The sequence below is a fragment of the Streptomyces sp. NPDC001410 genome (genome assembly GCF_042895235.1).
Classification (GTDB): domain Bacteria; phylum Actinomycetota; class Actinomycetes; order Streptomycetales; family Streptomycetaceae; genus Streptomyces.
Genome location: NZ_JBIAWE010000007.1, coordinates 131,549 through 146,261 on the forward strand (window position 1 = coordinate 131,549; position 14,713 = coordinate 146,261).

Consider the following 14,713-nt stretch of genomic DNA (forward strand, 5'->3'; position numbering starts at 1 on the left):
CCCCGGTACGGGAGCGGGCCCACGCAGGCGATCAGTGGGTGCGGAGCGGGTGCTTCGCCAGGTTAGAACGCGGCCTCGTCCAGCTCCATCAGGTCCAGGTCGACCTTCTCCGAGATCTTGCGGGCCAGGGTGACGCCCGGCAGGACGTTGGCCGCGAAGAACTTCGCCGCCGCGATCTTGCCCGTGTAGAACGCCTTGTCCTTGGAAGCGGCCGTCTGCAGCTTCTCGGCGGCGATCGCGGCGCCCTTGAGCAGCAGGTAGCCGACGATCACGTCACCGGAGGCCAGCAGCAGGCGGGTGGTGTTCAGGCCCACCTTGTAGATGTTCTTGACGTCCTGCTCGGTGGCCGCGAGGTCGGTCAGCATCAGGCCGACGATCGCCTCCAGCTCCACGGCCGCCTTCGCGAGGTGCTCGCGGGCGCCCGCCAGCTCCTCGCCGCCGGTGCCGAGCGCCAGGAACTTCTTGATGTCCTCGGCGAGGGAGTTCAGGGCCGCGCCCTGGTTGCGGACGATCTTCCGGAAGAAGAAGTCCTGGCCCTGGATCGCCGTGGTGCCCTCGTACAGGGTGTCGATCTTGGCATCCCGGATGTACTGCTCGATCGGGTACTCCTGCAGGAAGCCGGAGCCGCCGAAGGTCTGCAGCGACTGGGCGAGCTGCTCGTAGCCCTTCTCGGAGCCGTAGCCCTTCACGATCGGCAGGAGCAGGTCGTTGAGCGCGTGCTCGGCCTTCGCGTCCTCGCCGTTCGCCTCCTTGAGCGCGATCGTGTCCTGGACCGAGGCGGTGTAGAGGACGAGGGCGCGCATGCCCTCCGCGTACGCCTTCTGCGTCATCAGCGAGCGGCGCACGTCGGGGTGGTGCGTGATGGTGACCTTGGGCGCGGCCTTGTCCATGAACTGCGCGAGGTCGGGACCCTGGACGCGCTCCTTGGCGTACTCCAGCGCGTTCAGGTAGCCCGTGGACAGCGTGGAGATCGCCTTCGTGCCGACCATCATGCGGGCGAACTCGATGATGCGGAACATCTGGCGGATGCCGTCGTGCTTGTCGCCGATCAGCCAGCCCTTGGCGGGGTGCTGGTCGCCGAAGGTCATCTCGCAGGTGTTGGAGGCCTTCAGGCCCATCTTGTGCTCGACGTTGGTGGCGTAGACGCCGTTGCGCTCGCCCAGCTCGCCGGTCTCGAAGTCGAAGAGGTACTTCGGGACGAGGAAGAGGGACAGGCCCTTGGTGCCGGGGCCGGCGCCCTCGGGACGCGCCAGCACGTAGTGGAGGATGTTCTCCTCCATGTCGTGCTCACCGGAGGTGATGAAGCGCTTCACGCCCTCGATGTGCCAGGAGCCGTCCTCCTGCTGGATCGCCTTGGTACGGCCGGCGCCGACGTCCGAGCCCGCGTCGGGCTCGGTGAGGACCATGGTGGAGCCCCAGGTCCGCTCGACGGCGATCTGGGCGATCTTCTTCTGGACCTCGTTGCCCTCGTCGAAGAGGATGCCGGCGAACGCCGGGCCGGAGGAGTACATCCACACGGCCGGGTTCGAGCCGAGGATCAGCTCCGCGTAGGCCCAGATCAGGGACGGGGGAGCCGTCGTGCCGCCGATCCCCTCGGGCAGGCCCAGACGCCAGTACTCGGAGTCCATGAAGGCCTTGTAGCTCTTCTTGAAGGACGCCGGGACCGGCGCGGTGTTCGTCTCGGGGTCGAAGACCGGCGGGTTGCGGTCGGCGTCCGCGAAGGACTCGGCCAGCTCGTTCTCGGCGAGGCGGGTCAGCTCCTCGAGCACGCTCTTGGCGGTCTCGGTGTCCATCTCCTCGAAGGGACCGGTGCCGTACAGCTTGTCGCGGCCGAGTACTTCGAAGAGGTTGAACTCGATGTCGCGGAGATTGGACTTGTAGTGCCCCATGGTGACGGCTCCGTATAGGACTCGGCGAGGCACTGACTCCTCGCATCGTTCACGTACCAACAAGTAGCTACGATGATGCTACCCGTCGGTAATAAGAAGCAACCCCGAACCGGTCATCTGTGACTCAGTACGCTTTGCTCCATGTACGGCTACGACCAGAACCTGGGTGCCCAGCAGGGGTACGCCCAGCCGCAGCAGCAGATGCCGGGCGGTGTCGGCGGCTACGGCCAGCAGCCGCCGCTGTACCCCGAGCCTTCCCCGCCCTCGCTCGCGGACGCGGTGCGCGCGTTCACCACCGGGCAGGTGTCAGCGGAGGACTTCCAGCAGGTCTTCGCCACGTCGAAGGTGTACTGCCCGCGCGGTGACACCCCCGGCTTCCTGGCCCTGCACAACACCCAGCAGCCGGTGATCCCGATGTTCACCTCGCTCAAGGAGCTGCGCCGGTACGCGGGCAAGGAGTCCAAGTACTTCGTGATCACCGGTGCCGAGGTGATCGACCTGCTGCCGACCGGGTACGGCTTCGTCCTGGACATGGAGGGCGAGCACCGGATGGTGTTCGACGCCAAGGCGGTGGAGCAGATGGTCGACTTCGCGATGCGGCGCATGTACGGCTAGAGGTCACTGCTTCGCAGGCGGCTGACCGCCGGTCCGGCGGTCCGGCGGAAATACGCTCCCTTGTTTGTCACGGGCATGCCATAGGGTGCCCTCAGGCAGCCGCGCCCCGTGCGCAACGCTCTTTTGCGGTCGCGCACGGGTGTCGCGCGGCGCTCTCATCTCCCGGCGAACCCGGGATCTCCTTGGGGGTTCATCACTGTGCGCATGCGCAGCACCTCGGCCGCGACGGCGCTCGCGGTCCTCTTCGGCTCAGTCGCGCTGAGCATTGCCGCGGCGGGCTCCGCCTCGGCCCAGTCGGCAGTCGTCACCCAGCCCGTCGGGCTCGTCACGGACGGCGCGCTCCAGCGTGTCTTCGTCGCTGACCAGGACAACGGACGGATCCTGGCCACCGACTACAGCGGAACCCTGGTCGGCGTGAACGTCGGCTTCGGCCGCCCCAGCGACCTCGCGCTCTCCGGCGACGGCCTCACCCTGTACGCGGCCCTGCCCACCAGCCACGAGATCGTGGCCGTCGACGCGGCCACCCTGCAGGTCAGGACCCGCTATGACATCGGCGCGGGCGCCGATGTGCGCGAGGTCGCCTTCGCGGGCGGACGGCTCTGGTTCTCGTACCGGACGACGGACGAGCACGGCTCCTTCCACGGCAACCTGGGTTCCATCGACCCCGCCGCCACCGACGCGGCCGCCGCGGTGGCCCTCGGACAGCTCCCGGACACGGTCGCCCCGTACTACAACGCGGGGATCCTCGACGCCGACCCGTCCGTGCCCGGTCTGCTGTCCTTCGCCGACAGCGGCGACAGCCCGGGCGCGCTGAACGTGCTCGACGTCTCCGGAGCCACCCCGCAGCTGGTCGCCAAGAGCGACGGCGGGAACTACTCCGCCGACGTCGACCTCGTACCCGGCGGCTCCCAGGTGCTGTTCAACGGCTCGCAGAAGCTTTCGTACGCCGACGGGACCTTCACGGAGGCCGGGGGCCTGACGGAGATGGGCTGGTCCGCCGACGTCTCGCCGAGCGGTCTGGTCGCCCAGGCCTTCGACCGTCATGTGAATGTCTACAAGCAGGGTGCCGACACGCCTGTGCGTCGCTTCGACACGGGGACGTCCACCATCGGCGAGGTGGCGTGGGCCCCCGACTCCTCGCGGCTGTTCGCCCTGTCCGGCACGAACGGCACCTACACCCTCAAGGCGTTCACCGGCCCGACGCTCAGCGTGCCGGCCCTCACGGTCGACGCGCCCAGCTCCGCGACCCGTGCCAAGCAGCTCACGGTCAAGGGCAGGATCACGGCGAACGTGCCGCTCCCGACGGGCGCGAAGCTCGCGGTCACCCGCACCGACCTGGACAGCCCGAGCGGCAAGGCGCTGCCCCCCGTCACGGTGAAGGCGGACGGCACCTACTCCTTCACGGACACCCCGCCGGCCGGCGGCACGGTCACCTACAAGGTCACGTACGCGGGCGACGCCGAGCACACGTCGGCCACCGCCTCCGACAAGGTCGCGGTCTCCCGCGCCGCGACGACGCTGACCCTGAACAACAACGGCAAGCTGTACAACTACGGCGCCGATGTGAAGTTCACCGCGCACCTCGGCACGACGTACAAGAACCGCAAGGTCGAGATCTACGCGGACCCCTTCGGCTCGGACAAGCCGAAGAAGCTGGTGAAGTCCGGCACCGTCAACACCAGCGGCAACCTGTCCGTGACCCTGGACATGACCCGCGACACGGCCGTCACCGCGGTCTTCGCGGGCGACTCCCGGTACAAGCCGAAGACGGCCAAGGTCACGGCGTACGCCAGGGTCAAGGTCTCCACGGCCGTCTCCAGGCACTACAAGACGGCCAAGATCGGCTCGACGTCGTACTACTGGTTCCACAAGAGCACCGACCCCCTGCTCACCACGACGATGAGCTACTACCCGGGCCGCAACCAGCGCTTCGATCTCCAGGTCTACTACCAGGGCGCGTGGCACCCGGGGGACTCGCAGTACTTCCCCATCGGTACGAACGGGAAGTCGGCCGTCCGGCTCGGGGCGCCCGGCCAGTCGGGCATCCGGGCCCGGATGCGCTCGGTGTACGTCAACGGCTCGTCCGGCGACTCCGTGAACTCCACGACGTACGGCTCGTGGAAGTACCTGTACTTCAGCAACTGACACGGCCGATCCACGCACCCGGCTGCCTGTGCGACATCGAAGGCCCGGAGGGAATGCCCTCCGGGTCTTCTCTGTTGTGGGTGGCAGAAAGTTCAACACTCAACTAAAGTGGGCGCACAAGGAGGTACCGACATGCCTGCAGTGACCGTCGAGAACCCGCTGACGCTGCCCCGCGTGAGCGCGCCGGCCGACGCCGTGGCACGCCCCGTGCTGGCCGTCACGACCGCGCCGAGCGGGTTCGAGGGCGAGGGTTTCCCGGTGCGCCGGGCGTTCGCCGGAATCAACTACCGCCACCTCGACCCGTTCATCATGATGGACCAGATGGGCGAGGTGGAGTACGCGCCGGGCGAGCCCAAGGGAACCCCGTGGCACCCCCACCGCGGCTTCGAAACCGTCACGTACATCATCGACGGGGTCTTCGACCACCAGGACTCCAACGGCGGTGGCGGCACGATCACCAACGGCGACACGCAGTGGATGACCGCGGGCTCGGGCCTCCTGCACATCGAGGCCCCGCCGGAGTCGCTGGTCATGTCCGGCGGTCTCTTCCACGGCCTGCAGCTGTGGGTGAACCTCCCGGCCAAGGACAAGATGATGGCCCCGCGCTACCAGGACATCCGCGGCGGCAACGTCCAGCTGCTGACGTCCCCCGACGGCGGCGCGTTGCTGCGCGTCATCGCGGGCGAGCTGGACGGCCACCAGGGCCCCGGAATCACCCACACCCCGATCACGATGATCCACGCGACCCTCGCCCCGGGCGCCGAGATCACCCTGCCCTGGCGCGAGGACTTCAACGGCCTCGCGTACGTCATGGCGGGCCGTGGCTCGGTCGGTGCCGACCGCCGCCCGGTCCACCTGGGCCAGACCGCGGTGTTCGGCACCGGCTCCTCGCTGACCGTCCGCGCGGACGAGAAGCAGGACTCGCACACCCCGGACCTCGAGGTCGTCCTCCTCGGCGGCCGGCCGATCCGTGAGCCCATGGCCCACTACGGCCCGTTCGTCATGAACACCAAGGACGAGCTGATGCAGGCCTTCGAGGACTTCCAGAAGGGCCGCCTGGGCACGATCCCGGCCGTCCACGGCATGTCGGAGACCGGCCCGCAGGGCTGACCTGCCAGGGGCTCTGCCCCGGGGGTCCAGGAGGCTCAGCCCCCTGGACCCCCGGCCCATGTCTGCCGGCTCTCCCGGCCGGCCTCACCCGCCCGGAGTCCCGCGGCAGGACAGCCATGGCCGCCCATGATCCGCTGGAAGCGTGTCGTTGCTGCCCGAGCCCGTTCGCCGGCTCGCCGCCTGGTGTGTCGTGCTGCTGCTCGTCGCCGGCGTCGGGTGGGTGGGGGTGCGGCTGTGCGGGGAGTTCAGGACCGCGGTCACCCCGGTGCTGCTCGCCCTGCTCGGGTCCGCCCTGCTCGGGCCCCTGCACCGCAGGCTCGTGGCCGCGGGGGTGCAGCGGTCGCTCGCGGCCGGGGTGACCTGTGTGGCCGTCGTGGCCGTCGTCGGTGGCGCCGTCTACATCGTGGTCGCCGCGCTCATCGACACCGGCGACCAGATCATCGCCTCCCTCCGCCAGGCCGCCAGGTCCCTGGCGCAGCACTTCGGAGCCGCGGGGACCGGGCTCGACGACCTCGCCGCCAACTCGCGCGAGCTGCTCAGCAAGTTCGGCGGGACGGCGGCCTCCAACGTCATCAGCGGGGTCAGCGTCGTCGGCGAGAGCCTCGCCATGGCCGTCCTCGCGCTGCTGCTCGTCTTCTTCTTCCTGCGCGACTCCCACCGTGTCGTCGACAACCTGCGGGCGGTCGCGCCCGGGAACACCGCCGACACCCTGGAGGCCATGGCGCGTCGGGCCTACGAGGCCGTCGAGGGGTTCATGCGCGGCACCACCGTCATCGCCCTGATCGACGCGACCCTCATCGGCATCGGCCTGCTGATCCTGCGCGTGCCCGGCGCGGTCGGCCTCGCCGCGCTCGTCTTCGTCACCGCCTACATCCCCTACCTGGGCGCCTTCCTCTCCGGTGCGATCTCCGTGCTGGTCGCCCTCGCCGACCGCGGCTTCGTCATCGCGCTGTGGGCGCTCGGAGTCGTGGTCGCGGTGCAGGTGCTGGAGGGGCATGTGCTCCAGCCGGTGATCCAGAGCCGGACCGTGCAGATGCATCCCGCGGTGGTGATGCTGGCGATCACCGCCGGCGCGTCCGTCGCGGGCATCCTCGGCATGCTCCTCGCGGTGCCCCTGACCGCCGCCGCCTTCGCCGTCGTCCACGAACTGCGCACGCGTTACGGCGTGCCCGCGCCGTCGGACTCGTAGAGCTCGAACCAGATGCTCTTGCCCTCCCCCCGAGGGTCCACCCCCCACGCGTGGGCGAGCAGTTCGATCAGGAGCAGGCCGCGGCCGGAGGAGGCCAGCTCGCCCGGGTGGCGCCGGTGCGGGAGATCGTCGCCGGCGTCCGTGACCTCCACCCGTAGCCGGCGCTCGCCCGGCTCCCCGGTGACGTCGGCGAGCAGCAGCGAGTCGGCGTCGGTGTGGACGAGGACGTTGGTGACCATCTCGGAGACCAGCAGCACCGCGGAGTCCACCTGCTCGCCCGAGGCCCAGTCGTGCAGCAGCTCGCGCAGGTGCCGGCGGGCCTCGGCGATCCGCTCGGGCTCGTCCTGCGCCACCGACAGCAGCGTGCGCCGCACCGCGGCCCGTACGGCCGTGTCGTCCCCGGGCCGGCACAGCAGCAGTACGGCGATGTCGTCCTCGCGGCGGTCGGCCAGCGGGCCGGTGGTGTGGTGCGAGGACGGCCCGTGCACACCCTGCACCAACGCGTCGGCCAGCGACTCCATGTCGCCGCGATGGTTCTCCAGGATCGCGCGGATGCGCCGCCAGCCGCTCTCCATGTCGTGCCCGCCGGTCTCGATCAGCCCGTCGGTGCAGATCATCATGGTCTCGCCGGGCTGCAGCGTGAACCGGGTCGTCGGGTAGTCGGCGTCCGGGTCGATGCCCAGCGGCAGCCCGCCCGGGGTCGGCCGCATCATCACCGTGCCGTCGGCCATCCGGATCGCCGGGTCCGGGTGCCCGGCGCGGGCGATCTCCAGCAACCCGGTCGCCGGGTCGGCCTCCACGTACAGGCAGGTCGCGAAGCGCACGTCGGTCATGTGCTCGTCGTGGGTGATGCCGTGCAGGAAGCGGGAGGCGCGGGCGAGCACGGCGTCCGGGCGGTGCCCCTCGGAGGCGTAGGCGCGCAGCGCGATCCGCAGCTGACCCATCAGGCCGGCGGCCCGCACGTCATGTCCCTGGACGTCCCCGATGACCACCGCGAAGCGGCCGGTCGGCAGCGGGATCATGTCGTACCAGTCCCCGCCGACCTGCAGTCCGCCGCCGGTCGGCACGTAGCGGGCGGCCATGCCCATCCCGGGGATCTCCGGGCCCAGCGAGGGCAGCATGGAGCGCTGCAGGCCCTCCGCGAGTTCCCGCTGGGAGTCGGCGGCACCGGCCCGGGACAGGGCCTGCGCGAGCATCCGGGCGACCGTGGTCAGGACGGCCCGCTCGTCGGGCGTGAAGGCCACCGGGTAGGCGAAGGCCGCCATCCAGGCGCCCATCGTGCGCCCGGCCGCCGTCAGCGGCAGGAACGCCCACGAGTGCCGGCCGAACTTCTCGGCGAGCGGCCAGGTGACCGGGTAGCGGTTCCTGTAGTGCCCGGGGGAGGAGAGATAGACGGCCCGGCCGGTGCGTACGACCTCGGCGGCCGGGTAGTCCGTGGCCAGCGACATGTGGGAGAAGGGGCCGTCGTCGCCGGGTTGGTGCCCGTGGTGGCCGATGATCGTCAGCCGGTCGCCCTCCACGCCGAACACCGCGAGCCCGTCCGGGGAGAACCCGGGCATCGACAGCCCGCCGGCGACCCGCAGCACCTCCTCGGTCGAGCGCGCCTCCGCCAGCGCCCGGCCCGCGTCCAGCAGGAACGCCTCCCGGGAGCGCCGCCAGTCCCCGGTGACCGCCCTGCGGCCCGCCGGCGTGCCCGGGGTCGGCTCGGTGACCTCCTGAAGGGTGCCGATCAGCTCGTACGCGTGCCGCTCGGGGTCGTAGGACGGTTTCGAGCGGCTGCGTACGACCCGTACGATCCGGCCCTGCTCGTCCATGATCCGGATGCGCACCTCGGCCAGCGTGCCCTCGGAGACCGCCAGCTGCACCACCCCGGTGATCTCGTTCCAGTCGACCGGATGGAGGCGGGCCCGGGTCTGGGCCTCCGTGAGGGTGGCCGGCTCCGCGGGCAGACCGAGCAGCCGCGCCGCCTCCGCGTCCACGGTGACCAGCCCGGCGGCCGTGTCCCAGTGCCACAGCCCGGTCGCGAGAGATGCGAGCACGTCATCCACGGGCGGCAGGGACTCGCCCGTGCGCATTGCCCCACTTTATGAAGATCTTATAGATAGGTGCCACCGTAGGAAGATCCGATGGATGAGCGTCGCTGTTGGAGGTGTCGCCGAGGGTCCGGGGCCGATGCCGGGCATGCGGGGGAAGCCGGGTGGGCGGGCGGGAGAAAAGCATGGGGAGCCGATCTTGGCCTGGCCGGTACCCTTGATGGGTCCGGGCCCCGTGTCCGGCTACCGCCGGAGCTGCAGCCCCGGCACTCATCACCCCACCACGAAGGACGATGAACGACGATGCATCGGTACAGGTCCCACACCTGCGGCCAGCTCCGCGCCTCTGACGTCGGCACCGACGTCCGGCTGAGTGGCTGGCTGCACAATCGGCGCGACCTGGGCGGCATCCTCTTCATCGATCTGCGCGACCACCACGGCATCACGCAGCTGGTGGCCCGTCCCGGCACGCCCGCCTACGAGGCGCTGGACAAGCTCTCCAAGGAGACGGTCGTCCGCGTCGACGGTGCCGTTGTTTCACGTGGAACCGAGAACGTGAACTCCGACCTGCCCACCGGCGAGATCGAGGTCGAGGTCACCGAGGTCGAGGTCCTGGGCGCGGCCGCCCCGCTGCCCTTCACGATCAACGCCGAGGACGGGGTCAACGAGGAGCGGCGCCTGGAGTACCGCTTCCTGGACCTCCGTCGCGAGCGCATGCACCGCAACATCATGCTGCGTACGGCGGTCATCTCCGCGATGCGGCACAAGATGGCCGCGATGGGCTTCAACGAGATGGCGACGCCGATCCTGTCCGCCACCTCCCCCGAGGGCGCCCGCGACTACGTGGTCCCCTCCCGTGTGCACCCGGGCAGGTTCTACGCGCTGCCGCAGGCCCCGCAGCAGTTCAAGCAACTGCTGATGATCTCCGGCTTCGACCGCTACTTCCAGATCGCGCCCTGCTTCCGCGACGAGGACGCCCGCGCCGACCGCTCGCCGGGCGAGTTCTACCAGCTCGACATCGAGATGTCCTTCGTCGAGCAGGAGGACATCTTCCAGCCGGTCGAGAAGCTGATGACGGAACTCTTCGAGGAGTTCGGAGGCGGCCGTCACGTCACCTCTCCCTTCCCGCGCATCCCGTTCCGCGAGGCGATGCTGAAGTACGGCTCCGACAAGCCGGACCTGCGCGCCAAGCTGGAGCTGGTGGACATTACCGACGTCTTCGAGGGCTCGGAGTTCAAGGCGTTCGCGGGTAAGCACGTGCGTGCACTGCCGGTGCCGGACGTCTCCGCCCAGCCCCGCAAGTTCTTCGACCAGCTCGGTGAGTACGCGGTCGAGCAGGGCGCCAAGGGCCTTGCCTGGGTGCGTGTGGCCGAGGACGGCTCGCTGTCCGGCCCGATCGCGAAGTTCCTGACCGAGGGCAACGTCGCGGAGCTGACCAAGCGTCTGTCGCTGGCCCCCGGCCACGCGGTCTTCTTCGGCGCGGGCGAGTTCGACGAGGTCTCCAAGATCATGGGCGCGGTCCGCGTCGAGGCGGCCCGTCGCGCCGGCCACTTCGAGGAGGGCGTCTTCCGCTTCTGCTGGATCGTCGACTTCCCGATGTACGAGAAGGACGAGGACACCGGCGGGATCGACTTCTCGCACAACCCGTTCTCGATGCCGCAGGGCGGCCTGGAGGCCCTGGAGACCCAGGACCCGCTGGACATCCTCGGCTGGCAGTACGACATCGTCTGCAACGGCGTCGAGCTGTCCTCCGGCGCGATCCGGAACCACGAGCCGGAGATCATGCTCAAGGCCTTCGAGATCGCGGGCTACGACCGGGACACCGTCGAGGAGAAGTTCGCGGGCATGCTCCGCGCCTTCCGCTTCGGCGCCCCGCCGCACGGTGGCATCGCGCCGGGCGTCGACCGCATTGTGATGTTGTTGGCGGACGAGCCCAACATCCGCGAGACGATCGCCTTCCCGCTCAACGGCAACGCCCAGGACCTGATGATGGGCGCCCCGACCGAGCTGGACGAGACCCGCCTGCGGGAGCTGCACCTGAACATCCGGAAGCCGCAGCCGAAGTAAGGCACAAGCAGGGCGGAAAGGGCTCGAGACCGGCATCGGTTTCGAGCCCTTTCCCATGCGCACCTCGATTCACAGCTCTTTCTGATGTTCCCGCGCGGCCCCCGGCTTCTACGGTCCTGGCCATGACGGAGATTCAAGAAGCCCAGGACAAAGGACAGTTGACGCGCCGTACGGTGCTGGCGGCCGGCGGCGTGGCCGTGACGGCGGTGGGGGTCGGCGGCGCCTTCGCCGCGGGCGCCTCCGCGCAGGAGGAGGCCGCGGAGGACACGTGCTACACGCTGACCTCCGAGCTGGTCGAGGGCCCGTACTACATCGACGCCGACAAGATCCGGCAGGACGTCACCGAGGACGAGGAGGGCATCCCCCTCGCGCTCACGCTCAAGGTGATCGACGCGGAGACCTGCAAGCCGCTGCGGGACGCGGCGGTCGACATCTGGCACTGCAACGCCCTGGGCATCTACTCCGGGTACGAGGCGATGGGCAGCGGTGGCGGCGGGGGCGGCGGGGGCGGCGGCCCGGCGCCCTCGGGCACTCCGACTCAGACCCCCACGGGCACCCCGACGGGCGCACCGCCCTCCGGCGGGCCCGGTGGCGGGGGAGGCGGACACCAGGAGCCCACCGACGACGAGCGCTACCTGCGCGGCACCTGGCGCACGGACAAGCACGGCCACGTCACCTTCCGGACGGTCTTCCCCGGCTGGTACCAGGGCCGCTGCGTGCACATCCACGTCAAGGTGCACGTCGACGGGACGTGGACCGGCGCCGGCTACGAGGGTGGCCACACCTGCCACACCGGCCAGCTGTTCTTCGCCGAGAAGGCGGTGCTGCTGACGGAGGACGTGGAGCCGTACTCCACCAACACCACGACCCGCACCACCCTCGACGACGACACGATCTACCCGGGCAACGGCCACGCGGGCGGCCTGCTGTATCTGAAGTACGACAAGAAGCACATCGCGCGGGGCGTGCGCGGCCATCTCACCCTGGGTGTGGCGCCGGACGGGACGAACAACGGCAGCTGACGTCCACGTCAGCCGTCACAGCCCTGCTCATCCTCCATGCCGTTCTCCGTGTCGGGTGAGGCGCCGTCCTCCAGCAGCCGCTCGGCGATGTCGTCGGACCAGTGCTGGGCCCAGGCGCGCAGGGCGGTGATGGCCCCTTCGTTCAAGCCGTACCTCATGAAGTCCGCGGTGGAGTAGAAGTCCGTGCCGGTGAGGCGGGACTGGAGGGTGGGCAGGTCGAAGGGGTCGAGGGCGTGCCGGCGGCCCAGTTCCTCCAGGTCGGGGAGGGAGAAGCGGGTCGCCGCCGCCTGCGCGTCGATCAGGTCGACGGCCGCGCCCCGGTCGTACAGGGCACGGATCTTCGTACCGACGGCGTCCTCCAGGGAGAGGGCCGGGCCATATTCGGTCAGCTCAGGGGGCTGCCAGCAGACCTCCTTGTGCAGCGCGAGCACGCACGGCTCACCGGTCGGCGGGTCCGTGACGGTCAGCTGCGCGGTGAGCGCGGTGACGGCCCCGGCCCGCACCTGCCGCCCCCGCACCTCCAGCGCCGCGCCGACGGCACCGGCGATCCGGTCCATGGCCTCGGCGCTCTCGGTGGCGAAGTCGAGGTTGGCATGCGGCCGCTCCAGCAGTCCGTGCGCCTGAAGGGCGTAACCGCCGGCGAGCACGAGAACGTGGGGGCTGCCGACGGAGACGACGTCCGCGAGGAGCCGGTGGTGGGGTTCGGGAATGTTCACGGGAAGATTTTTCTGGCTTCCTGTCACACACGCGCGACGACGCGGGTCAGAGGGGTGTCCATCACTCAGTGATCGCTCGTTGGGAGCCTCTCATGCGTACCGCCCACATCGTCGTCACCCTGCTCGCCGCGCTGATGGCCGGGTTCTCCGGGACCGTGCTGCTCCTGCGGGCGCAGTGGATCGTGCAGGCGCTCACCGACTACCGGGTGCCCCGGGGGTGGTGGACCCTGCTGGGGGTGGCCAAGGCCGCCGGCGCCGTGGGGCTGGTCGTGGGGCTGTTCGTGCCGTTCGTCGGGGTGCTGGCGGGGACCGGCCTGGTGGTGTACTTCCTCGGCGCCGCCGTGACCGTGGCCCGGGCCCGGTGGTACTCGCACGTTCCGTTTCCGCTCGTCTACGCCGCGCCCGTGGTCGGAGCGCTCGTGCTCGGGTACCTGGCCTAGCCGGAAGGAAATGTGCACGGCGCGGCAACTTTCCCGGGAGCGGCAGCCACTGAGGGGTCGTAAGGCATCTTCAGCAGACCCTAAGGACTCCTCCGTGGCAGCTCCCTCCCACCGCCGGTCCCTCCGCAAGCGGCGCACCCTCGCCGTGTCCGCCGCCGTCGTGGCCGCGGGTGTCGGCGCCGGTGTGTTCGTGATGAACGCGAACGCCACCGCCGCCGACCTCTACCACCAGACGCTGCCCGCCAAGGACGGCTGGGCCGCCTCCGGCACGGGGACCACCGGCGGCGCGAAGGCCGACTCCGCGCACACCTTCACCGTCTCCACCCGGGCCCAGCTCGTGAAGGCGCTGGGGTCGGCCTCCGACACCACGCCCCGGATCATCAAGATCAAGGGCACCATCGACGCCAACACCGACGACAGCGGGAAGAAGCTGTCCTGCGCCGACTACGCGGCGGGGACCGGCTACTCGCTCTCCGCCTACCTGAAGGCGTACGACCCCTCCACCTACGGCCGCTCCAAGCTGCCCTCCGGTACGCAGGAGAAGGCCCGCGCCGCCGCCCAGGCCAAGCAGGCGAAGAACATCGTCTTCAAGGTGCCCGCCAACACCAGCATCGTGGGCGTGCCCGGGACGAAGGCCGGCATCACCGGCGGCAGCCTCCAGGTGAAGGACGTCGACAACGTCATCATCCGCAACCTCGCCTTCTCCACCACCGAGGACTGCTTCCCGCAGTGGGACCCGACCGACGGGGACGACGGCAACTGGAACTCCGCCTACGACGCCGTGACCCTGCGCGGGGCCAGTCATGTGTGGGCGGACCACAACACGTTCACCGACGCGCCCCACCTCGACAGCGCCAACCCCAAGTACTACGGCCGCGAGTACCAGATCCACGACGGCGCCCTCGACATCACCAAGGGCTCCGACCTGGTCACCGTGGAGCGCAACCGGTTCGTCGACCACGACAAGACGATGCTGATCGGCAGCAGCGACACGGACAGCACCGGCAAGCTGCGCGTCTCCATCCACCACAACGTGTGGAAGGGCATCGTGCAGCGGGCGCCGCTCGCCCGCATCGGCCAGATCCACGTGTACAACAACGTGTACGACACGACGACCGTCGACGGGTACGCCCCGCTGTACAGCATCAACTCCCGTGCCAAGGCGCAGGTCGTCGCCGAGGACAACTACTGGAAGGTGCCGAGCGGCGGCAAGGTCTCCAAGCTGCTGAGCGGCGACGGCACCGGGTCCGTCGCGGGCAGCGGCAACCTCGTCAACGGCACCGCCACCGACCTCGTCGCCGCGTACAACGCCGCCTCGTCCAAGAAGATCAGGACGACGGTGAACTGGACGCCGACGCTCACCGCGGGCCTGGAGACGTCCGCGAAGAACCTGCCGACCGAGCTGGCGACGACGACCGGCGCCGGGGTGCTCACCGCGAGCTGAACCACCGAGGGCCTGGGGGCGGTGACTCGACACGGCACTCTTC

Annotated in this window: 11 protein-coding genes; 8 read left to right on the forward strand and 3 right to left on the reverse strand. The window is 69.8% G+C overall.

What is annotated here, in order from left to right; translation table 11 throughout:
• Window positions 1–62: 62 nt before the first annotated feature.
• Complete coding sequence (locus ACFY3C_RS16785; protein ID WP_390771227.1) at window positions 63–1,889, reverse strand: acyl-CoA dehydrogenase; 1,827 nt, start codon at window positions 1,887–1,889, stop codon at window positions 63–65.
• A 141-nt stretch (window positions 1,890–2,030) separates the two neighbouring features.
• Between ACFY3C_RS16785 and ACFY3C_RS16790 the strand changes: the two genes are divergently transcribed.
• The 4 genes from ACFY3C_RS16790 to ACFY3C_RS16805 all read left to right on the forward strand — a co-directional run bounded on the left by ACFY3C_RS16790 (window position 2,031) and on the right by ACFY3C_RS16805 (window position 6,948).
• On the forward strand, window positions 2,031–2,504 hold the full coding sequence (locus ACFY3C_RS16790; RefSeq protein ID WP_386572788.1) for an SseB family protein: 474 nt from the start codon (window positions 2,031–2,033) through the stop codon (window positions 2,502–2,504).
• A gap of 204 nt (window positions 2,505–2,708) precedes the next feature.
• Entirely contained in the window at window positions 2,709–4,649 is a 1,941-nt protein-coding gene (locus tag ACFY3C_RS16795) for an Ig-like domain repeat protein (protein ID WP_390771228.1), read from the forward strand.
• Between the two features lie 132 nt (window positions 4,650–4,781).
• A complete protein-coding gene (locus ACFY3C_RS16800) occupies window positions 4,782–5,759 on the forward strand; it encodes a pirin family protein (RefSeq protein ID WP_386572790.1) in 978 nt (325 codons plus the stop codon).
• 142 nt (window positions 5,760–5,901) lie between these two features.
• On the forward strand, window positions 5,902–6,948 hold the full coding sequence (locus tag ACFY3C_RS16805) for an AI-2E family transporter (RefSeq protein ID WP_390771229.1): 1,047 nt from the start codon (window positions 5,902–5,904) through the stop codon (window positions 6,946–6,948).
• Here ACFY3C_RS16805 and ACFY3C_RS16810 read toward each other — a convergent pair.
• Complete coding sequence (locus ACFY3C_RS16810; RefSeq protein WP_390771230.1) at window positions 6,918–9,023, reverse strand: SpoIIE family protein phosphatase; 2,106 nt, start codon at window positions 9,021–9,023, stop codon at window positions 6,918–6,920. The genes ACFY3C_RS16805 and ACFY3C_RS16810 overlap by 31 nt on opposite strands.
• Window positions 9,024–9,284: 261 nt before the next feature.
• On the opposite strand from ACFY3C_RS16810, the gene aspS reads away from it, so the two are divergent.
• Window positions 9,285–11,048 (forward strand): aspartate--tRNA ligase, encoded by a 1,764-nt coding sequence (gene aspS, locus ACFY3C_RS16815; RefSeq protein WP_390771231.1) that lies wholly within the window; start codon window positions 9,285–9,287, stop codon window positions 11,046–11,048.
• A gap of 122 nt (window positions 11,049–11,170) precedes the next feature.
• Window positions 11,171–12,070 (forward strand): intradiol ring-cleavage dioxygenase, encoded by a 900-nt coding sequence (locus tag ACFY3C_RS16820; RefSeq protein WP_390771232.1) that lies wholly within the window; start codon window positions 11,171–11,173, stop codon window positions 12,068–12,070.
• A gap of 8 nt (window positions 12,071–12,078) precedes the next feature.
• Here ACFY3C_RS16820 and ACFY3C_RS16825 read toward each other — a convergent pair whose 3' ends face one another.
• Window positions 12,079–12,786: a nucleotidyl transferase AbiEii/AbiGii toxin family protein gene (locus ACFY3C_RS16825; protein ID WP_390771233.1), complete on the reverse strand. Its 708-nt coding sequence runs from the start codon at window positions 12,784–12,786 to the stop codon at window positions 12,079–12,081.
• Window positions 12,787–12,878: 92 nt separating this feature from the next.
• Here ACFY3C_RS16825 and ACFY3C_RS16830 point away from each other — a divergent pair, with 92 nt between their 5' ends.
• Both ACFY3C_RS16830 and ACFY3C_RS16835 read left to right on the forward strand, forming a co-directional pair.
• Entirely contained in the window at window positions 12,879–13,226 is a 348-nt protein-coding gene (locus ACFY3C_RS16830; RefSeq protein ID WP_386572796.1) for a DoxX family protein, read from the forward strand.
• A gap of 94 nt (window positions 13,227–13,320) precedes the next feature.
• The gene (locus tag ACFY3C_RS16835; RefSeq protein WP_390771234.1) at window positions 13,321–14,670 is read left to right on the forward strand and encodes a polysaccharide lyase family 1 protein; all 1,350 of its coding nucleotides are present in this window, start codon (window positions 13,321–13,323) and stop codon (window positions 14,668–14,670) included.
• Window positions 14,671–14,713 lie beyond the last annotated feature (43 nt).